Origin of the sequence: Shewanella sp. 10N.286.51.B8, from assembly GCF_041469325.1 — a bacterium.
Lineage (GTDB): Bacteria > Pseudomonadota > Gammaproteobacteria > Enterobacterales > Shewanellaceae > Shewanella.
Map to the genome: position 1 here is coordinate 1 of NZ_JBFRKG010000016.1, position 23,940 is coordinate 23,940.

The window sequence follows — 23,940 nt, forward strand, 5'->3', positions numbered from 1 at the left end:
AGTCCAGTCCGGGGAGCCAAGATTTACCTCTAGCATATCATCATGTTATATCTCACGTTTTTAGTTTAAAACCCTCTCCTTTTATGTCTTTTTCTATTACAATTTAATACAGTTATATTTCTTTTTTAAGTTTATAATACCTTGAGTACATTATTCTCATTAAACTCAAGCATTTAAGACAGGAAACGGATCATTCATGGGCTTATCAAAATCTTTCCAGTTAGTACTTTTTGTTATTTTTGGTCTGTTATTATTTCGTATTTATGACCTTGAAAATAAAGAAATGCAACGCCAAGGCCATATTGCAATTGAAAATTACAAGCACCAAATCAATTCAATTACAGAATGGAATAGTGATGGACAGGCACTCTTTCAGCAATTAAGCGAAAATTTTAGCTTCCAATTTTTCCAATACATCCACAGTACTGACAGTGATAATAACTTTACCTATGGAACGTTAGCTAAAACTGACGCCGACTTTGAAGATAAAATTTTTTCTATCGAATTAGGTCATATTAATACGTTTGCTGACGCTCGCCTGCAAGTCCGGTTAAACACGAGTTCAGTTATCACCACAAGCTTTGTTAACCTTGAAAAAGCAGCGAGTCTGACCATTTTAGCGTATTTAGTTATTATGCTGAGTTTTGCGCTGTTAATGCATGTGCACCGCAGAGGGATAAAGTATGCATCTGATTACATCAGTAATATTTCTAGTCTGTCATTTCAAGCTGTAGAAACCTCAAGATTAAAAGGCTCGCTTAAACCGATAGGTATTGCTCTTGAAAAGAGCCGAGGCGAATTAAAAGCCAGCATCGACAGTTTTCATAACAAAAATGATACCCTTACCAAAGCCGCTTATCAGGATGCTGTCACCGGCTTTTCAACCCGAAGACGCTTTGACGATCAAATAAAATCTATTTCGAAATCAGATAAGCAGCAATTTGGCGTGCTTTGTATTGTTAAAGCTGCTGAACTTGCCAGTATAAACCAGTTGCAAGGACGTGAAGCTGGCGATGATTATTTAAATAAAATTGCGACTTGCATCAGAACAGCTGGCTCTAAGATGGGAGTCAATGAATTTTACCGGGTATCAAGCAGTGATTTTGCATTATTTATTCATGGTATTACGACAAAAGAGTCTGAGCGATTTTTAGATAACCTAAAAAGAAGCTTTGATGAATATGCCCAAACCATTGAACCCGATAATATTGCCAATGCCGGTTTAGTCCCTTTTGAAAACCAGTTTGACCCTCACGCGCTATTGGTGTTCGCGGATACCGCAGTCAGCATCGCGCAAACATCTGGCCTTAACAGATACCATATTCTTGAAAAATTCAATGGTAACGAACAATTAGGCGATAACCACTGGAAAGTAACCATCAATGACCTCATTAACCGCAAAGGGGTTAAGTTTTTTCAACAACCAATCTTACCTTGTAATAATCAAGTCGATGTTTATCGTGAGTTATTTGCCCGTTTCTTTAATAATGAAGGCTCCAATTTACCCACAGCCAGTGTGGTCGCAATGGCTGAACGTCATCGATTAAATATCGATTTGGATAAAATGCTCATCGTTCATTGCATACAATTACTCAGCACCAATCCAAGCCTTAAGGGTAATTTTGGCGTCAATATTAGTGCCTCATCTGCTACCCATGAAGTCTTTGTGTCTTGGTTAACAGATATTTTATCTAGCCACCGCAGTGTTGCTGCAAGATTAATCTTTGAAGTCAATGAATCAGGTATGCAGAAGAACTTAAATGCAAGCCAACGCTTCGTTAATGAGATGCACAAAGTTGGCGTTAAGGTTGCCATTCAACAATTTGGATTAGGTTTTTCATCTTTCAAATTCTTTAGGGAAGTAAAACCCGATTTTATCAAGCTTGACAGCAGTTATAGCGATAAGATTGATCAAAACAACAACAATAAATTCTTCATAAGAATGATTGTTGATATCTCCAAAAGAATTGGCATAAAAGTGGTCGCTACAGGCGTAGAAAAGCAAGAAGAGAAACTAACACTTGAAAAATTACTCGTTGATGGCTTACAAGGTTATTACATTGCCAGACCAGAAATTATCGCGAAAACAGATAAATAAATAACCAATGTAAGACCTTTATTCAAAAAAAGGGTTATTATTTACATAACCCTTTTTTTTATCCGTTGTTAAACCAGCCTAAACCTTAGATAATACTGCTAATCTCTTAAAGAACTCTCATATAGAAAAGTGTAGTAATGACAGACTATCTCTTACTGTTAATTGGCACAGTGCTAGTTAATAATTTTGTATTAGTAAAATTCCTTGGACTATGCCCTTTTATGGGGGTATCTAGCAAGTTAGCTTCTGCCATCGGTATGTCCATGGCAACAACTTTTGTACTCACATTAGCATCTATACTTAGCTACTTAACCAACGAATTTTTACTTGAGCCTTTTGGTATCACCTATCTAAAAACAATGAGCTTTATTTTGGTCATTGCTGTTGTGGTGCAATTTACTGAAATGTTAGTACAAAAAACCAGTGCCTCTTTACATAGAGCATTAGGGATTTATCTCCCGCTCATCACTACCAACTGCGCAGTACTCGGTGTCGCCCTACTTAACGTCAATGAAGATCATAACTTTATTCAATCTGCAGTATATGGTTTTGGTGCAGCGGTTGGATTTTCTTTAGTACTAGTATTGTTTTCAGCCATGCGCGAACGTTTGGCGGCGGCTGACGTGCCTTTACCTTTTAAAGGTGGTGCTATTGCCATGATTACCGCAGGCATAATGTCGCTTGCCTTTATGGGATTTGCGGGGCTAGTTAAATAATCATGTCTAGTATTGCAATCGCTGTCATTGTGCTAACCATCTTAGCCTTAATATTTGGCTTAATTCTTGGTTACGCTTCAATTAAATTTAAAGTCGAAGGAAACCCTATTGTCGATCAAGTAGAAGCCCTGTTGCCGCAAACCCAATGCGGTCAATGTGGCTATCCAGGCTGCCGACCATATGCTGAAGCTATTGCCAATGGTGATAACATCAATAAGTGCCCGCCTGGTGGCACTGCGACTATGGAGAAACTTGCGTCATTAATGGGAGTTGATCCAGAGCCATTAAACGAAGTAGCTCAGGAAACGGTTAAAAAAGTCGCCTACATCAGAGAAGATGAATGTATTGGTTGTACTAAATGTATTCAAGCCTGCCCAGTAGATGCCATTTTAGGCGCGGGTAAACTGATGCACACGGTTATTACTAAAGATTGTACCGGCTGTGATTTGTGTGTAGAGCCTTGTCCAGTTGACTGTATTGATATGATCCCAGTTGAACAAAACCTAAAGAACTGGGATTGGAAATTATCTTCTATCCCAGTCATGCTTATTGATATTGATCATGTTAAAAGCTCAAAAGCAGCTAAAGTAAACGATGTAAACGAGGAATCTCAGTGCTAACTTTATTAGAACAAATTGATAAAGGGACTTTATGGCATTCTCCAGGTGGAATACACCCTCCACAACTTAAGACTCTGTCTAATACTCAAGCTGTACGCCAATTACCCTTAGCAGCTCAATATAGAGTACCGCTGCCTCAAGTCGGTGATTGCGCTCGTTTAACAGTAAAAGTCGGCGAGCAGGTACTCAAAGGGCAAATGCTCACTGATGGTGAAGGCTTTATGTACCTTCCTGTACATGCGCCTACATCTGGTCAAATTATCAGTATTGAACAGCATGCAAGTAATCATGCCTCTGGTTTACCTTGTTTAACTTGCACCATTGCCGCTGATGGTCAAGATACTGCTGCGGTATTTTTGCCTGCGACATTGACAGAACTGAGTAACCAACAAGTTATTGAGAAAATTAAGCAAGCTGGCATCGCGGGTATGGGCGGCGCAACGTTTCCAAGTCATATAAAACTTAATCCAGCCAGTGAAATTGATCTTGTGATCATTAACGGTGTTGAGTGTGAACCTTATATCACCTCTGATGATGTGTTAATGCGTGAATACGCAACTGACATCATCAAAGGCATCGAAGTCATCGATTATTTGTTGAAACCTCAACGGATAATTATCGCTATCGAAGATAACAAATCACAAGCTGCTGCAACGATGAAGACGGCGTTAGCAGGCTTTGAATCCTTAGCAAAAATGACTCGTATCACCATCATTCCAACTAAGTACCCCTCCGGTGGCGAAAAGCAGTTGATTCAAATTGTGACCGGTAAAGAAATACACACAGGTAGCATTCCGGCCCAGCAAGGTATTGTGGTGCACAATGTCGGCACCGCCTTTGCGATTCAAGATGCTGTGTTAAATGGTAAACCTCTGATTGAGAGATTAGTGACCATCACGGGTAATCAAGTATCACAACCAGGCAACTATTGGTTACCTATCGGTACACCGATCACCCATGCACTCAAGCAAACACAAACGCCAGTCAAAGACACTAATAACATAAGTGCTAAAGTCATCATCGGTGGTCCTATGATGGGTTATGCACTGCCCAATACTGATGTTCCAGTATTAAAAGGAACAAACTGCATATTGGTACCAAGCAGTGATGAAATCGCCCCTGATGTCGATGAAAAAGCCTGTATCCGCTGCGGAGAATGTGCTGTTGTCTGCCCAGCTCTGTTGTTACCGCAACAATTATTCTGGCATGCAAAAGCCCAGGAGTACGATAAGGCCGCTAGCTTTAATTTAAAAGATTGCATTGAATGCGGCTGTTGCAGTTATGTTTGCCCCAGTGATATTCCACTTGTTGAGTATTATCGCATTGCCAAATCAGCGCTTAAAAATGAAGCGGAAGAAAAATTCCAAGCTGAACAGGCTAAAATACGTTTTGAAGCCCGCTTGCAACGCCTTGAAGATGAAAAGCGTGCCCGCGAAGAAAAATCAAGACTCGCAGCAGAAAAACGTAAAGCTGCTATGGATAGCAGTAAAAAAGATGCTGTTGCAGAAGCAATGGCGCGTATTGCAGCCAAAAAGCAAGCGACGGCAACACCCGCTGCAGAAACCAATAACAATAGTGCCACTACAGATAAAAGTGCAGCAGTTAAAGCCGCTATTGCCCGAGCAAAAGCCAAGAAACTCGCCAGTGCAGTTCCAGCTGATGCTAATGACACGCCTGTAACTACTAGCACTGTTACTACTAGCAGTGAACCTAGCAACACAGCTACAGACAAAAAATCACAAATCGCCGCAGCAGTTGCACGTGCAAAAGCCAAAAAGCTCGCTGCAACAAGTGCAACTGATGATGTCTCAGCCTCTGTTCAAGCCGCTAACGAGCAAGTTGTTAGCGAAGTAACAGAAGTAACGTCAGAAGCAGTTGACGACAGAAAAGCGAAAATTGCGGCTACCGTTGCACGAGCTAAAGCCAAAAAGCTCGCAGCAACAGCTGCAACAAGTGCAACTGATGATATCTCTGCCTCTGTTCAAGTAGCTAACGAGCAAGTTGTTAGCGAGCAAGTTGTTAGCGAAGTAACAGAAGTAACCTCAGAACCAATTGACGACAGAAAAGCGAAAATTGCGGCTGCCGTTGCACGAGCTAAAGCCAAAAAGCTCGCTGCAACAGCTGCAACAAGTGCAACTGATGATATATCTGCCTCTGTTCAAGTAGCTAACGAGCAAGTTGTTAGCGAAGTAACAGAAGTAACGTCAAAACCAATTGACGACAAAAAAGCGAAAATTGCGGCTGCCGTTGCACGAGCTAAAGCGAAAAAGCTCGCTGCAACAAATGCAACTGATGATGTCTCTGCCTCTGTTCAAGCTACTAACGAACAAGCTGCTAACGAGCAAGTTGTTAGCGAAGTGACAAAAGTACAGTCAGAACCCGTTGACGACAAAAAAGCGAAAATTGCAGCCGCTGTTGCTAAGGCCAAAGCGAAAAAACTTGCGCCTAAACATGACGCTGAAAATGAAACTGTATCAGCGCCAGCAAAGCTTAAAGAAGAGCCTGCTCCAACAGAAGCTACTGACGACAAAAAAGCACGAATTGCAGCTGCAGTTGCTAAAGCAAAAGCGAAGAAGCTTGAAAATCAGCGTAAGCTGAGTGAAAAGGAATAAACATGGCATTTAAAATAGCTTCATCTCCACATGTCAGTACCACACTGCAGACCAATAAAGTCATGCTGCGTGTTGCCTACTGTTTAATTCCGGGTATTTTAGCCCAAACCTACTTCTTTGGTATGGGGACTTTGGTACAAATCATTATTGCCGTAGTAACAGCCTTAAGCGCTGAAGCTTGCATAATGAAGTTACGTAATAAATCAATTAAAACAGCCTTAGCAGATAATAGTGCCTTAGTTACAGCTTTATTGATTGCCGTTGCCATACCGCCCTTAACACCTTGGTGGATGACGGTTATAGGCTGTCTTTTTGCTATCGTGATCGTAAAGCATTTATATGGCGGGCTAGGTAATAATATCTTTAATCCTGCCATGGCTGCATATGTTCTGTTACTGGTTTCGTTTCCAGTGCAAATGACCTCATGGGTTGCACCTGCAGAACTTGCTAGCAATCATGTGGGCATTATTGCAGCATTAAATTCAATATTTGAATTATCCAATGTGGATATTCATTTATATCGCCTTGGCATCGACGGTCATACTATGGCGACACCGTTAGACACATTCAAAACTGATTTATCTATGGGGTTAACTAGTGCCGAAAGTTTACAGAAGAATGTTTTTGACGGCATAGCAGGTGTTGGCTGGCTTTGGGTCAATATTGCGTATTTACTTGGTGGCCTTGTGATGTTAAAGCTCAAGGTGATCCGCTGGCAGATCAGTACTGGCATATTATTAGCGATATTTATCTGTGCAGGTGTGGGATTTTTATTGAATCCAAGTACTCATGCTAGCCCATTACTGCATCTGTTTTCTGGTGGCACCATGTTATGTGCTTTCTTTATTGCGACCGATCCTGTTACCGCTGCAACCAGTCCCCGGGGCAGATTGTTATTTGGCGCTATCATAGGCGTGCTTATTTTTGTGATTAGAACCTATGGTGGTTACCCTGATGCGGTCGCCTTTGCAGTTTTACTTGCCAATATGTGTGCCCCATTTATTGATTACTACATTCGTCCGCGCTCATACGGCCATAGAGCAGGAAATTAAACAGGATTTATTATGTCTAATATTATTACACGAAATGGCCTGATACTTGCGATATTTGCTTTGTGTTGCACTGGTTTAGTAGCAAGCGTGAACTATTTAACTGCAGACAGGATTATTGACCAGCAACGCAAGCAACTTACACGCGTGCTGCAACAAATCATACCTCAAGCAATGCATGACAATGCATTAACTGACGATTGTATTGCCGTGATTGATGAAGCATATTTGGGCAGCGATCAATCGTTATCAGCCTATATTGCTAAACAGGGCGATTTACCTGTTGCAATGGCCATTGAAGCCATTGCCCCTGACGGTTATAACGGTGATATCAAGCTTATTATCGGTGTCGATAACGACAACACCCTACTAGGCGTAAGAACATTAGCACATCAGGAAACACCTGGCTTAGGTGACAAAATTGATTTAAGAAAGTCTGACTGGGTTTTAGCCTTTGCTGGGTTAGTTTTTAATTCAAACGATAAACCATTAGGCGTTAAAAAAGATGGTGGTAACATCGACCAATTTACAGGGGCTACCATTACCCCAAGAGCTTATGTCAAAGCGATTAATAATGCCCTAACCTATGTTAAAAACAACAGGCAAATGCTTTATAGCACCGTAAACCAATGTGGACGAGATCATGACTAATTACCGCGAAATAGCTTGGCAAGGATTATGGAAAAACAATCCCGGATTGGTTCAGTTATTAGGCTTATGTCCGTTATTAGCTGTAACAGCTACGGTAACTAATGCTTTAGGCTTAGGTGTTGCCACACTACTAGTGCTGGTTGGTTCTAATGTACTGGTATCATTGGTGCGCAACTTTGTTCCAAAAGAAATCCGTATTCCAGTGTTTGTGATGATCATTGCCGCACTAGTAACCTGTGTTCAGCTGTTAATAAATGCTTATGCCTATGGCTTATACCTTTCTTTAGGCATTTTCTTGCCCTTGATTGTCACCAACTGTGTGATCATTGGCCGAGCAGAAGCCTTTGCATCACGCAACAATGTTAGCAGCGCTGCTTTTGATGGGCTCATGATGGGACTTGGGTTTACCGCCATTTTAGTGGTGCTTGGCGGAGTACGTGAAGTTCTTGGTCAAGGCACTTTATTTGATGGTGCTGAGCTGCTGTTAGGTGACTGGGCAAGCGCACTGACGATTCAAGTATTTCAACTCGATAGCCATTTTTTAATTGCAATGTTACCGCCGGGGGCGTTTATCGCCATGGGACTGTTAATTGCCCTTAAAAATGTTATTGATGCAAAACTCGAAAGCCGACAACCAAAACAACAAAGCGAAGCCATAGCGCGCGCCAGAATTACCAAGGTTAGCTAATAGATGAACAAACAAAAACGTTATGAAATGTTAACCCGTCTTCGGGACAATAACCCTAAACCTGAAACTGAATTAAACTTTTCATCGCCGTTTGAACTGCTGGTTGCCGTCACCCTGTCGGCGCAAGCAACCGATGTCAGCGTCAATAAAGCCACTGACAAATTATTCCCTGTCGCCAACACAGCTCAAGGAATTTACGATCTTGGCGTTGATGGCTTAAAAACTTACATTAAAACCATTGGGCTTTATAACAACAAAGCGATAAATGTTATTAAAGCCTGTAAAATGCTAATTGATCAACATGGCGGCGAAGTACCTGAAAATCGAGAGGCATTAGAAGCACTCCCTGGCGTTGGCCGTAAAACTGCCAACGTGGTACTCAACACTGCATTTGGCTGGCCGACCATCGCTGTTGATACCCATATTTTTCGTATGGCAAATCGCACTAAATTTGCCATGGGTAAAAATGTCGACCAAGTAGAAGAAAAAATGCTGAAAGTCACCCCTGCCGAATTTAAAGTCGATGTACATCACTGGTTTATTTTACATGGACGCTATACCTGCATCGCCCGCAAGCCTCGCTGTGGTAGCTGTATGATAGAAGACCTTTGCGAATACTCTCCACCAAAGAAAAAGTAAAGGATTATACTCATGCGAAGTAATAGATTCCCAAGGGAATCTATTTTTTTACCTTTACAAAAGCAAAAAGGCCAATTAAGGTGTATTTATGTATAATTAATGGTTGACTTTGCAATGAATGCTTTGAGTGTTAATGTTCAAGTAAAAATATACAAGGATATAAATGGTTATTCATTTCCCGCTGTTATTAGGGATGGCTTACCTTGCTGCTTGTACTTGAATGCTTATCTTAATGGCAATCATAATTCTCCACTTTCAAAGTCAAAGTCAAAACAGTCACCGTCATTCTATACCATAAAAAAATATGCCTACGAATTGAAGTTTCTATATTGCTTCTTCATTGATAAAGGTATTGATCTCGTTGAGCGTGTTGCGAGTGGCACTTTTCTATCTATTGAAGAAATTGACAGTTATATTCGTACTTGTAAATTTTATGTGGGCACAGAATCTGATAGCGAAGACAGCACAGTAGTTAGCCTTACCGATAAAAGAATCAGGGATGCAATCCATGCGACATCCAACAGTCAATCAGAAGTGTCAGCGCATACTTTTAATCAACGCCTCAATCGCCTGAAAGCCTACATTGAGTTTTTATACGTGTGCCATCACTACGATAAAGCTGAAACTAAGCAGCAAATCAGCACCGATGACCAATTTAATAAATTTAAACTCTACATAAGCACCGTAATATCTAGCTCCCGAAAGGACAATACTATTACTAAAGATGCTTTTGAATCTGCTATCCCATCCGATAAATTCTTTAATTTGTTGGATGTTATTCAAGAATGCTCTCCTGATAATCCATTCAAATCGAGTAAACTTCGAAATCAAATAATCGCCCAAATATTGATTGATTCAGGGGTACGCGTGGGTGCGGTATTGAAATTAAAGGTAAGTGATTTAATAGATGATTGGGGCAATCCTAGATTCCTACTCACCCGAACGCCCAACGACCCAACGGACACAAGACGCCTTCCCGCTGCGAATAAAACAAAAGCACTTTCTGTCCCAATCTCTCGTGATTTAATGAAGCTTATTAAGCTCTATATTGAAACCGTGCGTAAAAGTACACCAAACGCTCATGAACATGATTTTGTATTCATCTCAGAAAAAGGAAAAACCATCGGACAGCCAATGTCTTACAACGCAATCCACAAGGTAGTTAAAACGTTTGGCGACTCTATTGGCATAGCTCTGCACCCACATTTACTTCGCCATAAATGGAATGAAATCTTTGAAAACAAAGCCAAAGCCAAAGGGTTCTCACCAGATAAAATCGAAGACCTTCGCAAATATGCAATGGGCTGGGTAGAAGACTCAAAAATGGCATCAGTTTACAACGAGTTCCAATTAGCCGTGACGGTAGGTGAAATTTCATCCAAGAACCAGAGCCAATCCGTACCCAACCTGAGAGATAGCAAATGAACAGCATTGAACTTAAAAGCTTAAAAAATAGCTATCAAGGAAAACGAACCTTTCAATCAAAAGAAACAGGTTACGAGTTCGATCTCTTTTCTGATGAATGGTTGCTTGGCTACAAGAAAACCCTTTACCTTAACTGGATGAATGAGCTAGATAGCGAAACCTTTCTCGACCTACGACTGACTATCGCGCACGTTGCTAAACATTATGCTTATTCAACCATAATTGGCCATGTCAGCATCTTAAAAACCATTTGCGGTTACTTAGAGCCAACGACTTTTGAGGCGTGGTGGTTAACGCTCACGGACTATAAAAAGAATGTAAAAGATGCCCTATACGCATTTAACAAACGAAGTCATGAGTACCGCAGCAGTCTTCTTACTGCGCTCTATGACATCGTTAAGGATGAGAATTTAGGCAGAAATACTGGCCCACAAAGTATCCTTGATGAAACAACGGGGGCTTACAGTGAAATCGAGCGTGATAACCTTCTTGAAGCACTAAGAATTGAAACCCTCCATGCACTCAGCAGTGAGATTGCAACAGCACAACCTTTCACTCGCCTTAGAACCGTTCTGGCTTGTCAGTTGATGGTGGCCATCGTAAGAAGGCCTACGCAACTGGTTAAAATTAAATGGTGTGACCTTTTGCGGGTGGGTCAAACATTTAACTCACACAAAGAAAGTAACCGTGATTGGCAGCCTTTAACTCAGCATCATTTTTCTGATGTAGAGCAGTTGCACCTACGAACCTTCAAAGGTAAAAATGGAGCGTTTAGAGTCGATGCCGAGTCACGTTCACATCGCTTGGAGCCAAATCTGTCTGAATTGTTGCTTCAGTATTACCAAGTGTACGAAACTTTCCTTTGCGCGTCATTGAGCAAGAGTGGCGTTATCCTCTCTGAGAGTGAAACAAAAGAGCTAATGCAACGACTCCCCTTGTTTCCAGACCAAAGTTTATTCTCCGTAAAATTTGATACAAAAGAGAGTCTCTTTCAATCAGTAAGCGACACATCAGAGGCTTTCCACCTCTCTTCGACAAGTCTTGCCAAACGTATTGCTTACCTCTTCGAAAAAAAATTAAGTATCAAGAGTGACCGGATAGCGCACAAGCCTCTTGCATTTAAAAATAATCGCTGGCGTCATACCCAGTTAACCCTCGCAGCTTGGATGGGGTTAAGCCCTGCGCAAATTGCCGCCATTACAGGTGTTACGGTAGAGGCAATACAAGATTACCTTGATTTAAAAGCGCCTGAGCGAGTCAAAATAGACGAAGCCTATGCGGGTAACAGTGTCATACAACGTTTTGATAGCGTATCTTCGAAAGAATTACAGCAACACGCTGACTTTAAAGTGAAAAGCCCATTTGATGAAGAGATAGGGCACAAGCTTAACCCAGCCAACTGCTCAAGCTGTCAATCAAAGGGAGCCGCTCCAATGGGGTGCTATCCCTGTGATAACTTTCGACCTTTGGAAACCGCAAACCATCAGCAATATTTAGATAAGGCAGAGCGTAAGCTGGCGATTAATAGTCAATCAGGCCACCCCGCTACGGTTAAACGACTGCAAACCATTATTCTCTATATCAAAGTGACAATGATGCTGTGCGAAGAACGACAAACCATGAAAGTGGGGGCGAAAAAATGAGTCAGATTAACCGCTACATTGATAATCAACGCGCTTATGTCGCCAAAAAGAAAGCACAGCCTCTGATTGGATTTACCAACGCTCAAGGTGAGCAGGCATCTTGGGAAGATATTGCTGTCACATTTACCAACAGTGACAACAGAACCCAGAATATTCTCTTTTGTAATCTAAATAGAAATCGACCCAATATAGGTACGAGCTTTACGGACGAAGATCGTTTAGCACCTGAGGTGCATGAGTTATTATTTGCCTATACACTTGATATATTGAAAGAAAACTCATCTATAGGCAATAAAGGAGCCAAAATCACAGCCGCAAGAATCTTCCTTTGTCACCTAAATGAGAATGTCGCGACCGCCACCCTTGAAAGGATTCAATCTGCCATCAACCTGATGACATACATCACTAACTTAACATCTTTTATCAACTGGCTGCATCAACATAAAATGCTGGCGAAGAGCTGTCAGCCCTACATTAATACTACAGTTGAATCAGTTCGCACTAAAAGTGGCGATGATGCGCTACAAGCAGAACAAAACAAGCTCCCCTCCGAAAACGCACTACTGGCGCTCGGGGCTATCTTCTATGATGTTATTCCAGCCTATCAGGATGGTGACAAGGAAGATGTTGATGCTTGGCAACCCCTTTTATTACCGACGCAAGAGCAAGGAGACAGCTTTAGTTGCACAATGGCAGCACTTGGCATGGCTGCACCCAATCGAATTGGCGCAGAGCAAGTGCTTTTAACAGTGCAACGCATAAAGGCTCATACACAAGTTGTCAATGGCAAGAAAAAAACGGTGCATTACCTCCACTGGCGAGGCTCGAAGGGGTACAAGGATTACGCAAACCACATTAATGCCGAAATGGTCGATAGCTTAGACAGAGCGTTGCACTACACCATTCTCGCTACAGAGCCTGCAAGAGCGCTGGCTCGATTCTATCAAAAGCCGAACCGCCCTCTCAAAGAGGTGCTCGGTGAATTTACGCCCAGCGATGAGAATATTGCCCTGCTTAAGCCTTCCATGAGTAAATCAACCAACCTATTACATCTTGGTTTGCTACTGGGCTTTTTTGATGGTAGTGACAAATGTGTGCGAGTTACACCTGACACAAAAAGGGCAACCGACAAAACAGACGTACGAAACCCGCATCAGCCAAAGTTCATCAAACCCATTGCACAGCTTGAACCCTTCGACACCCTGGTGTTTAAGCGTCACTGCCCTTACGCTTTTGCACTTACAGGATGTTCACTCACACAGCAGTATCAATACGATAACTATACAGCAGGCAAGGCAGAACTCACCGTGGCAGAGTTTCAGAATCACACCATCGAGATGAATCAATCTCAGCTCAAAGGTTACAATAAAAGTAAAACTAAGCATGTCGATTTTGAGAAAGCATTATTTGCCTACACACAAAAGCAATTGGGTGGCAGAGTGATACACCCCTTCTTTTTAGTGCCTATCAGTTCGCTAAGTGGTTTCTTTTCTGACGAACTAATAAAACGCGCTAGAAATAGGCTCACGCTCTTTGAGCGACACGGGTTCTCATCCAGCTTTTTGCTCAAGCCGCACCAACTGCGTCATTGGCAAAATGATCTTCTGTCGAAAAAAGGACTGCCTCACCACCTTATTTCTATGTTGTCAGGCCGAAAGAGCGCCGAGCAAACACTGACCTATATCCATACCACTGACGCTCAAAACGCTTCTGTCATTGGGGATATCTCTTACGCTAATGAACTAGAAAGCGATGTCGAAAATAAGATAAAGCTTCGTATTGCGACCATGGAACAATTTAATAAGGCTATCGACAATGAAACACCGACTTTTGTTCATGAGACAGGGTTTTGCGATCAAAACCTCGCCCTCTCACCCTGCACTTATATGTCGGAGTTTGAAACGCAATGTGCGTTATGCTCATCTTCTTGCCATGTGACCCATGATAGTGAGGCAATCGACTTACTCCAGAAGGATTTGAAAGTGCAAACGCACAACTTGGAGAGGGTTAAGGAAGCTATCAACTTTGAAACAAGTGAAGCGCAGCACAAGTGGTACAGAACCCATTATCGCAATACTTGTATGCTAAAAAAACTCATTGAAGTGCTGTCCGATGAGGCGATAGAAGAAGGTCGTATGGTGCGATTGCTAGCTGGTTCAAACAGCATAAGAATCACCAATTTAGAGACCCAAACAGTGGAAGATACAGAGTTAGCGCTACCTGATGCCGAGCAAGCCCTGCAAGCTGCTATTGAGGCAAAAAACGACAATAACAAAGATGAAGCCACAGATAAATTCTTGGGTTTCTTGGGCTCACTCTAGGGCAATAAATATGGCAATTAAATCACTAGAAACTGAACAGCAAATCTCCATTCAAGCCCTCATCCGAAGCTGGGAAGGCAAGTTGACATGGGATTTACTAGTCACAAAAATAGAATCCAGCTTAGGTATCGCTACAACGAGACAAACGCTCGACAAGTACGCCAATATCAAGCACGAGTACAAGCAGAAAAAGCAAGTATTAAGGGGCAAGCCTGTTTCGTCTGAAAACAAGGAATTAATTGCTTACTTGCAACAAGACGTGGATTTAGCACAAAAGGTGATACAACTGGAGGCGCAACTTGCGGTAGCACAGTCAGAAATAGGCAAACTTCAGGCTTTCATTCAAAAGTTATCCAGCATTGGCAAGACGAACCCAAGCGTCATGGATGTATTTCAAAAAACTCTGCAAGACATTGAGCGCAGCAATTCGTAAACACCCAACAATGTCTAACGCACTCAGCCTTCAATCAAAATATAGCGAGGGGTAAAATGGCAGGTGGTCAGCAAAAGGCGCAGCAAAACCTTGAGGCATTTGAGGTTTGGAAAGCCACACAGACGGACGATGACTTTAAACAAATAGTGTTCAGAGGTCAGCTTAATCGCATTGAAGTGGCAAAAGGGATTGGCTGTGGTAAATCTGCTTTAAATCAAAACCCTGCCCTCAAAACGGCACTTAAAGCTTTAGAAGATGAACTGCGTGGTAAAGGCGTCCTGCCACCTTTAACTAACGCTGCAAAGAAGAATGCGGATAAACCCAAAGCCTACGACAATACAGCGAATCGTAAACTGCTTGATTCAAAGCGAGTGTCTTTATTAGAGTCTGAGAATATTGAATTAAAAGCTAAGGTCAAAGAGCTTGAAAAGCGACTTGAACGTTTCGGTGAACTGTCTGAAACCTTATCTGAAATGGGGTTAATGCCACGATGAATGCCGCTTTGCATGAAGACCAGATGCGTGTAACTAGTGTCCCTTTCCGCTCGACCAACATGGTGATATTCAGCGGTGTGCCGCTGGCAAAAGGCTCTTACAAAACCAATAGTGGCAAGTATTACGTCACCATCAAAGTCGACCCTGAGAGCATCCCCATACAACCTGAACTGGGTCAGCATTGGTCAGTCAAAGGTCATCGACAATTAAAAAACATCGAGACAGGCGATTATGTGATGCAGCAGCACACCTATGAATCACCAGAGTATGTTGAGTGCTCTTTGCCCGAAACAGGTGAGCAACTAATACGCTTTATCGCCAGAGAAAGCATATTCAAAGGGATTGGGGAAAGCAAAGCCAGAGCGCTTTGGCAGCTCTTAGGTAAAGACTTTCATGCCACATTAAGAAATGACACACCTGAATCCAGAAAGCGCCTGAAATCGATTGTGAATGACGATTCTGTGGAATCACTTTACAAAGGCTATGCCAAATACAAAAATTTAGCGTATTGCAACTGGATGAGTGAGCACAAAATCCCTGCCAGTGTGCAGCAACGGCTCCTTAAGCATCATGGTGAAGTCTCTATCGATGTTATCAAGGGCAATCCCTATGCACTTATTGGTTTTGGTCTTTCGTTCAGCGACATTGAAGATATTATCAAGGTAACGGATTTTAAGACCGATGTTGCAAAGGATGATCCAAGAAGACTTAGTGCAGCACTTGAAATGGCTATTCGAAAAGAAATTGAAAAGGGTCATACCTATACCACTCACACTAACGTGCGCCCTTACCTCTACAAACTCCTTAAAGACAAAATACTGATAACGCAGGCATTTCAATCGGGCCATAATAAGGCGCAGTACATTTTAAATCCTGACAAGGGAACTTATCACCCAACCGCACAACTCTTGATGGAGAGTGTCGTTGCTAAAAGACTTAACGCATTAGTCAAATGCAATGATTTGTTGGATGAACAGGCTAATGCTGCATATTGTACTGCGGTTGCCGAGCTGCCTTACGACTTAACCAGCAAGCAAACCGAAGCCGTAATAACGTGCTTAGATAGCTCGGTAAGTTGCATTACAGGCGGAGCAGGCACAGGCAAGACAACGGTACTAAGAACCGCACTTAAGGCTTATCATCAACAGGGCTTTGAAGTCCATGCCGTTGCGCTGAGTGGTCGCGCAGCGATGAGACTGCATGAGTCGATTGGCTTTGTCACTTCAACCATTGCTAAGTTTCTCCGTGAAGAGCCTATTGAACCCAGCGATAAACAAACCAATCACCTCTTAGTTATTGATGAAGCGAGCATGATTGATTTGCCGACCATGTATCGCCTTGTAAATCACATTCATCCTTCTACACGATTAATATTTACTGGCGACCCAGACCAACTTCCACCAATAGGATGCGGTAAAGTACTGGCTGATATTGTTCAAGCAAAAACGGTTGCTAACACCATGCTGGATGTTGTCAAAAGGCAAGAAGGCTCAACGGGCATCCCTGAATACTCAAAGCTCATTAATCAGGGCGTGATGCCAGATCACTTAAGCACAGATGCAATACACTTTCACGAAACCAGTCAAGAAAACATTGCTCAAGTCTGCTGTCAGTTGTATCAAAAGTCTCCCGAAAATAGCCGTATTATGGCTCCTACAAAAGCCCTAGTTGCTGAAATCAATATGCTGACCCAGGAGGCCATAAATCCCAATGGTAGTAGGCTTGAATTTGAAATTAATGGTGAGAAGTTTTTTCAAAATATCCGTTTAAATGACACGATTTTGTTTACCCGTAATCATTACGATAAAGGCATACAGAATGGCTCTCTTGGTGTTCTCACAAGCGCTACGGCTAGTGGTGATAGTTATGGTGAAGTGACCCTTGATACTGGAGATAAGATTGAAATCACACAAACTGTATTGGATTGTATGGAACTGGGTTATGCAATAACCCTTCACAAAGCGCAAGGCTCCCAGTTCCCACGTATCATTATCGCCCTGAAAAAAGGCAGAATCGTAGATAGGGCTTGGCTCTATACCGCAATCACGAGGGCGGAACATGAAATACATATTGTCGGCTCAAGTGCTGAATTTAGACTTGTAACCGAAGCCCCTAGTCATTCTCACAAACGCAATAGTTATCTTGTTGAGCTTTTAACAAAACAATAATAAAACTTATGATTAAGGAGTGACTACGGGTGCAAGCGGAAATAAGCTGTGTGTTAATGCGAAGCATTATCCATAGTTTATTCTGCGCTCTTGCGAAGCTAGATGTGCCTGTAGTTGAGCGACTAATCTTACAAATCACTTCTGCCCAGAAGTGTGTCAGGTTCTAGTATCAAAGCTGACCCGTTTCTGCCCCATTTCGAGTTAGTTTTACCACTCTGTGCAACACTTCACCAAACGGTCCCTTATGTTTGTACAAGCGCCTCGCAACAATGATGATGGTGTATTCCTGCTAAATACAGAACTTAAAACTGTAATCATTGTGTATATAACCCCTCTAATCCAGGTAAATCAAAAAACTGAGAGGGGTTGCCGTTTTTAACTTGATGTTGATAGTTTAGACGATTGCTGCTGGTAACTAATATACAGTGCTTTTTTGCTCTAGTAATACCAACAAAATGTAGATTCAGCTCTTGCTCCCAGTTATCGTAATGAACATCCCATGAGCCTTGAACAACAAGCCTTTTGGGGTGAACCCAGTCATAAAGATCAAAATGATAAACCACATCAAATTCTAGTCCTTTGGATTTATGAAGAGTCATTACTTGTACTTCATTTTCGTTAATAGGCATGTAATGTTTTAGTAGCTTGATATCAACACAAATATTATGAATTAGCTCTTTATCTGAATCTGAAACAACACAATCAAAAATACTTTCAGAAATCTTAATAATCGACTCTGCCAGATCTTCATATTCTCTACCTCTTACATCAACAATCAATCTCCGAAGATTAAGGACTTGTTGCTCTTGAACTCTTATGTACCGTTCAACCGTTTCGATTACATCGTTAATTCTGTAATCTTCATTAAGGCGATACCGCAATAAGCTTGCAAACAAGTTAGTGATGCGAGTATTTCTGACAGCCAATGGATCTTCATCAAAAATTCTAAAAGGGACTTTTAGCTTTTGCTCTAGAAATTCCAGAGATATATTGTTTCTAACTAGAATACCTATTTTAGAATAAGAGTCCGTTATACCTTTTTTGATAATATCTTGAATAGAGTCACTAACTTGTTCAGACACATCAAGCTGAGTACCTTGATAACTCCATCTATGAACTCTTATTTCATCAGTGGGAATTAAATCACAAGTTGGATTAAACAATCTTTTTGAATAGTTGGTAATAGAAGGGTGGCACCTGTGGTTTATATTGACTATGTGGTGTTCAAAGACATCAGGCTGCGCAGTTAAACTTGTAATGTATTCGGGATTACTTCCTCGCCATGCATAAATTGATTGCTGTGTATCCCCAACTGCAACACCTGTTAAACCTAGTTCAATTAACTTTAAAAATAGCATATGTTGAGGTTCAGATGAATCCTGGTATTCATCAACATAAAGTGAAGAATACTTTGCTCGAAAGTAATTTTGGCAGGCTAATGAGTTATTTAGAATATGGTTAGCCATTACGCCTAACAGCTCAAGTAAAACATACCCATTTTCATACAAAGTCTTAATGTCTTGTTCAAATGTTGGATAAATGTCAGTTTTGATGTCCCCAGAGAATCCAGAAATCGTAGGTATTTGATCTTTTAAATTTTGAGGGATTTCATCGAATAATTTGCACTCTACAGCCGAAGAAGAGTGACCAATCAACCGTGAACCAAATGGGTAAATTATTTCACTTAAACAAAAATGATCAATAGTCCCGAAAAAGCTAGCCTTTAAATCGCACGCATCTTTTTTACACCGTTGTTTTAATTCTTTGCTGGCCTTTACCGTAAACGTAATGCCAATCACGCCCATATAGTCAGGAAGCGATTGGACTTCATTTCTTATTTTCTCTACGACAACAGTTGTTTTACCGCTTCCTGGGCAAGCAGTAATCACCATATTCGCACTTGAAGCTATAGCAGCTTCTTGATCTGGGGTAAATTTAAAATCAGCCATACTAAGCTATTGCCCTAGCTACTGCGAATGCTAAGGGTTTTGCTAGTTCACCATTGACCAACTTAGCAAACACACCTCTATTTTGTGAAATAAACTCTCGCATTCTAATTGCTTTTTTACCTTGCAGATACTCAATGGCATCTACAACGTCCTCTTCATCTGCAAAAGCTAAAAGCTCGGCTTCCAACTCAAGTGCAATATCGTTCTCAAGATCGATTTTTGATAAGAACATACCATTTGGATTTACTTGGTTAGAAGCATTCTGCCAAGCACCATTATCAACAAGATCTTGTGATATGGTATTAGGCGGATAATAAGGAGCATTTGGTAAACCCATTAGCGAAAAACAACGATTAAACCCTACAGCTCTTTTATCTATTCGCCCCCTCGTTCCAGAGACATCATTGTCCGTTCTCAGTACCCAAGGGATTTCCATTGCATCGAGTATCTGGCAATAAACTTTAAATTGAATACCATCAACACATAAGATGGTTATGTTGTAAAAATCTAAATCAAAATCCAATTGGCTCGCTAGCTCTTCATAAAACAATTTTTCAGAAGGGCCTTCTACCAGAAATACGCAACTAGCAAAAAAAGCTTCTGCCGGAAGTATGCTCATTCTATAGCCCAACTCATCCCATGCATCTGAAATACAGTTGGAGCAGCCATCTTTTGCTGCTTTAGAGCCTTCAGCTGTTGAGAAGAGCCGTATAATGGAGTTAGGTTTATAACGCTCAGTTATTTGTGGAGAATGACTGGTGATAATTGTCTGGCCCGGCAATTCATGTATTAAGTAGTCAGCCAGTTTACGTTGTTGATGCGGGTGTAGGTGAGCTTCAGGTTCTTCTACACAATAAAATGTTACTTCATGTTCAGGGTCAAATTCTCTTTGACTTTTTGCCTTCCATAATGCTAGCAATATCTGATTATTTCTCCCATCGCCTCCTAGCATTATTTTAGAGCCTGAAGTTGAAGCTCCAAGCTCCAAATTATCAATGAACTGATTAACTTTAATGGCTCCTGTATCTAAGTGGACACTATAATCGCCATTTGTATATGATAACTTTTTTAACTCTTCATTAACTACAGATGTTGCGTCTTTAACATAATTTAACCCAGCTACTTTTTCGTTGACTTGATTTAACTGCCCAGAAATTACATTCATTTCTGCTTTATCGGCAGCAAGGTCAGCCGCTTCAAGATTATCTAGAGATTGCTTTAGAAGCATTTTCTTTTCTATATTAATGAATTTTTCGAGGTCTCTTCTAGAGCGAACATATCTTAGATTTAAACGCTTTAAATAAAATCGGGATTGGACTAATTCTAACTCGTCTTCTGAACAGCCTATGAATATTTGGTAATCAAGTGTTGCTCTATCAGCAACCATCGAAATTACACATTTTCCTTCGTCACTCACATGCCCTTTTAAAATAGATAAAACAGCATCCTCTGTAACTTCTGAAAAATATATATTTATTGTAAAGGTATCAGGTTGTTCACCATCACGATCGATATAAAAATCAGTGAGTTCTGGTTCTATATCACGGTCTGATAGAGACTTATCTAGCAACAAGCGTAAAGCATAGAGTAAGTTTGTTTTACCAACGTCGTTACTACCAATCATTAAAGTTCTATCATTAAAACTCACTGATGCGTCTTTAAAATTTCTAAAACCAACGAGATTTACTTTTTCGATTTTCAAACTATGCTCCTTGCGACTTTTCCTTCAACATACACTGTAAGCTATTCTGCATTGCATATGGAACGACCAAAGGGCCGCATTAAATTGATTGTACATTATTGTTGGCTAGTAATGGCTGAATATTAAAGCTCATTCACCTTGATTGTAAGAAGACAGAGGGCATCTTACAATTAACTCAGCCTTAACGTTTATAAGCCTGCTCTAACTTGTTTCTGTCCATTTCTTTCTAACTACAATCGTGATGACCAAAATAAAAGGAGGTCATCATGATGTGTTTTAGTAAAGCGAAACGTAGTGGCGTCAAAAAGCCTTTTCGGCTTGAAGAGATATGGCGTATCAGAACCAGACTAGAGATTGAAAATAGTTTGATGCAACTTGCGCTACTTAATTTAGCTATTGATAGTAAACTTAGATCTAGTGACTTGCTGCCACTCAGAGTTTGCGATGTATCTTCGCAAGATAGAATATTTAACCGTGTTAAGCATATTCAGCGAAAAACAGACATTGAAGTCCAATTTGAAATAACGACAAGAACTCAACAAAGTCTAATGAAATGGATGTTGATTGCTTCGCTAAATCCTAACGATTTTCTTTTCCCAAGCCAAAGACGAAAGCAGCAACCTATTAGCTATTCATACTATCGATGCCTTGTCAGAAAATGGGCATCAAATCTTGGATTAGACTCAAATTTGTATGGTACGCACTCAATGAGGCGAACCAAAGCGACATTAGTCTATGCAAAAACTAAGAATATCAGAGCAGTGCAGCTTTTACTCGGGCATACAAAGGTAGATAACACGATCCGCTATCTTGGTGTTGAATTAGAAGATGCACTGTTACTTTCTGAAAGCATTGATTGTTAGTTGAAAGGAGCCCTATTCCTTAGGGTTCCCACCCCGACATTCAAAGACATAGTTGCCCCATTCTGTTTTACGTTAATTTTTCTGTATATAATTCAGGTCGATCTTTGACTTACTTTTACTAATTTTATTAGTTGTTCATTGTTCCAACAAAGCATTTACTGCCCCCTTAATTTATAGCTGCTCACTCTTTAAGATTTAATTACACAAACATATCTTGCGCCGTCAATATTATATCAATCGTTGTTTTTTTGACTAATGTAAACAAACACATCCTCACAAGCAATCTATCTTGCTTATTTTATCATCAACCAAAAAAATAAAGTTGCCCAATTGTTGCTGGAAAGTTAACAGTTCAGTATGTTGTTTAAGCTTTTTTATGTTAACAAGGAAAATGTAACATGTTTAAACCTCGTACTAAATTAACTCGCACGACCTCTCTTTTGTTTTATGCTCAATTATTACTCATACCTCTAGCCGCACTAACACATTCAAATGTTGCCTTTGCTGATAATAATAAAATCAAGAAGCTGAATGAGAAACGGATTAATGAAGAATTTATTGTTGTTTTGAAAAACAGTTCTATGACCAAGGGGGAATTAGACAATGTTGGCAAAAAGTTGGCGAAGTTAGTTAAAGGGAAGTTTAAACATAGTTTACCGATTATTAATGCGGTCGTGCTTACCGTATCAGAAGACAAGCTTCCTAAACTAGCAGAAGATGATCGAATTGAATATATTGAAGGAAACTTTATCGTTGAATCATCGAGTTATTGGGGAGGTGATCGAATAAACCAAAGAACCTTACCATTGGATGGCTCGAGTAGCCATGCTTGGCCGGGGTCAGGTCAAACAGTCTTTATGGTAGACTCAGGAGTTAACTTTAATAACTACGAGCTAAATAAAGTGACGAGTTATTTATGGGACATAACATCTGGTAATCAAGCCCAAGATTGTTATGGGCATGGCACTCATACCGCAGATATTATTCGTAGAACAGTGCCATTTGCTCAATTAAAAGCCCTGAGGGTATTCGACTGTCATGGCAGCGCATCTGTTAGCAATATTATTAATGCACTGAATATTATTGGTAGTACAGGTAACGCGCCATCAGTGGTTTATATCGGTGGTGTCACTGGCGCTAATACTTCTCTGGACTCGGCTGTAAATAATTTGAGTGCGTCAGGCTATTCTGTTGTGGTGCCTGCGGGAAACAGCAATGCTAATGCCAGCAATTATTCACCAGCTAGGGCATCAAGTGCGATAACCGTAGCCTCAATAGGTTCTAATGATAGTCCATCTGCTTTTAATAACTGGGGGGCATCAGTGAATATTTATGCTCCTGGTGAAGGGATCACTTCAACATATCTTCCAGATGATAACAGTACAAAAACCATGTCAGGCACCTCGCAAGCGGCCGCTTATGCGGCAGGAGCCTTAGCTGGTTATTTATCAATTGGGTTAACTCGTAATGAGTTTTTGAGTAATGCTTCAAGTGCAAATGGTCGGCCCCTTATTTGGGTTAACTCTGACACTACCGCACCACCACAACCAGTAACATTTATCAGCTATCAAGCTGGTAATGCGGGATACAACATTTCATTTTCACAAACCGCTTATACCCCTCAACCCGGCACGGGAATGGCGTCGTATTTTGAAGTGCAGCTTGATGATGGCGCGGGATGGGGTGCTATTGAGCGCGTGTATGGCGATACTAGCTTGGAAGTGTTGTCTCAATTTCCAGGCGTATATTCCTATCGGGTGAGAGCATGTAATACCAAAGGGTGCTCAAACTGGAGCGCTACAAAATCAGTAACAGTTAGCTCAGCGACTCAGCAGTGTTCGATTTAATACCCAAGGAGTAAGGGAATCT

At 41.1% G+C, this 23,940-nt stretch carries 18 protein-coding genes; 16 read left to right on the forward strand and 2 right to left on the reverse strand.

Annotation, left to right across the window (positions count from 1 at the left end; all coding sequences use genetic code 11):
* Positions 1-196 precede the first annotated feature (196 nt).
* The 14 genes from AB4160_RS07035 to AB4160_RS07100 all read left to right on the forward strand — a co-directional run bounded on the left by AB4160_RS07035 (position 197) and on the right by AB4160_RS07100 (position 17,557).
* Complete coding sequence (locus AB4160_RS07035) at positions 197-2,098, forward strand: GGDEF domain-containing protein (RefSeq protein WP_102437236.1); 1,902 nt, start codon at positions 197-199, stop codon at positions 2,096-2,098.
* 137 nt (positions 2,099-2,235) lie between these two features.
* On the forward strand, positions 2,236-2,814 hold the full coding sequence (gene rsxA / locus AB4160_RS07040) for an electron transport complex subunit RsxA (protein ID WP_076536414.1): 579 nt from the start codon (positions 2,236-2,238) through the stop codon (positions 2,812-2,814).
* A gap of 2 nt (positions 2,815-2,816) precedes the next feature.
* Positions 2,817-3,434, forward strand: a complete 618-nt coding sequence (gene rsxB / locus AB4160_RS07045; protein WP_372004047.1) for an electron transport complex subunit RsxB — start codon at positions 2,817-2,819, stop codon at positions 3,432-3,434.
* A complete protein-coding gene (gene rsxC, locus AB4160_RS07050) occupies positions 3,428-6,046 on the forward strand; it encodes an electron transport complex subunit RsxC (protein WP_372004049.1) in 2,619 nt (872 codons plus the stop codon). The genes rsxB and rsxC overlap by 7 nt, the downstream gene beginning before the upstream one ends.
* A gap of 2 nt (positions 6,047-6,048) precedes the next feature.
* On the forward strand, positions 6,049-7,098 hold the full coding sequence (rsxD, locus tag AB4160_RS07055) for an electron transport complex subunit RsxD (RefSeq protein ID WP_102437230.1): 1,050 nt from the start codon (positions 6,049-6,051) through the stop codon (positions 7,096-7,098).
* A gap of 12 nt (positions 7,099-7,110) precedes the next feature.
* Positions 7,111-7,746 carry an electron transport complex subunit RsxG gene (gene rsxG / locus AB4160_RS07060; RefSeq protein ID WP_102437228.1) on the forward strand — a complete coding sequence of 212 codons (636 nt, stop codon included), beginning with the start codon at positions 7,111-7,113 and terminating at the stop codon, positions 7,744-7,746.
* Entirely contained in the window at positions 7,739-8,434 is a 696-nt protein-coding gene (locus AB4160_RS07065) for an electron transport complex subunit E (protein ID WP_076536406.1), read from the forward strand. Before rsxG ends, AB4160_RS07065 begins: the two co-directional genes overlap by 8 nt.
* Before the next feature lie 3 nt (positions 8,435-8,437).
* Positions 8,438-9,073 carry an endonuclease III gene (gene nth / locus AB4160_RS07070; RefSeq protein ID WP_303414803.1) on the forward strand — a complete coding sequence of 212 codons (636 nt, stop codon included), beginning with the start codon at positions 8,438-8,440 and terminating at the stop codon, positions 9,071-9,073.
* Between the two features lie 99 nt (positions 9,074-9,172).
* Positions 9,173-10,498, forward strand: a complete 1,326-nt coding sequence (locus tag AB4160_RS07075; protein ID WP_372004051.1) for a tyrosine-type recombinase/integrase — start codon at positions 9,173-9,175, stop codon at positions 10,496-10,498.
* Positions 10,495-12,141 carry a hypothetical protein gene (locus AB4160_RS07080; RefSeq protein WP_372004053.1) on the forward strand — a complete coding sequence of 549 codons (1,647 nt, stop codon included), beginning with the start codon at positions 10,495-10,497 and terminating at the stop codon, positions 12,139-12,141. The genes AB4160_RS07075 and AB4160_RS07080 overlap by 4 nt, the downstream gene beginning before the upstream one ends.
* Positions 12,138-14,462, forward strand: a complete 2,325-nt coding sequence (locus tag AB4160_RS07085) for a hypothetical protein (RefSeq protein ID WP_372004055.1) — start codon at positions 12,138-12,140, stop codon at positions 14,460-14,462. Before AB4160_RS07080 ends, AB4160_RS07085 begins: the two co-directional genes overlap by 4 nt.
* A 10-nt stretch (positions 14,463-14,472) precedes the next feature.
* On the forward strand, positions 14,473-14,895 hold the full coding sequence (locus tag AB4160_RS07090; RefSeq protein WP_372001838.1) for a hypothetical protein: 423 nt from the start codon (positions 14,473-14,475) through the stop codon (positions 14,893-14,895).
* A gap of 56 nt (positions 14,896-14,951) precedes the next feature.
* Complete coding sequence (locus tag AB4160_RS07095; RefSeq protein ID WP_303414789.1) at positions 14,952-15,389, forward strand: VPA1267 family protein; 438 nt, start codon at positions 14,952-14,954, stop codon at positions 15,387-15,389.
* Positions 15,386-17,557 carry an AAA family ATPase gene (locus AB4160_RS07100; RefSeq protein ID WP_372004057.1) on the forward strand — a complete coding sequence of 724 codons (2,172 nt, stop codon included), beginning with the start codon at positions 15,386-15,388 and terminating at the stop codon, positions 17,555-17,557. Before AB4160_RS07095 ends, AB4160_RS07100 begins: the two co-directional genes overlap by 4 nt.
* Positions 17,558-17,871: 314 nt before the next feature.
* On the opposite strand, the gene AB4160_RS07105 is transcribed toward AB4160_RS07100, so the two are convergent.
* Both AB4160_RS07105 and AB4160_RS07110 read right to left on the reverse strand, forming a co-directional pair.
* Positions 17,872-19,506: a UvrD-helicase domain-containing protein gene (locus AB4160_RS07105; protein WP_372004059.1), complete on the reverse strand. Its 1,635-nt coding sequence runs from the start codon at positions 19,504-19,506 to the stop codon at positions 17,872-17,874.
* A gap of 1 nt (position 19,507) precedes the next feature.
* Positions 19,508-21,208, reverse strand: coding sequence for an ATP-dependent endonuclease (locus AB4160_RS07110; protein WP_372004061.1), 1,701 nt, complete (start codon positions 21,206-21,208; stop codon positions 19,508-19,510).
* 269 nt (positions 21,209-21,477) lie between these two features.
* On the opposite strand from AB4160_RS07110, the gene AB4160_RS07115 reads away from it, so the two are divergent.
* On the forward strand, positions 21,478-22,071 hold the full coding sequence (locus AB4160_RS07115) for a tyrosine-type recombinase/integrase (protein WP_368501206.1): 594 nt from the start codon (positions 21,478-21,480) through the stop codon (positions 22,069-22,071).
* 398 nt (positions 22,072-22,469) lie between these two features.
* Complete coding sequence (locus AB4160_RS07120; RefSeq protein WP_372001618.1) at positions 22,470-23,918, forward strand: S8 family serine peptidase; 1,449 nt, start codon at positions 22,470-22,472, stop codon at positions 23,916-23,918.
* Positions 23,919-23,940 lie beyond the last annotated feature (22 nt).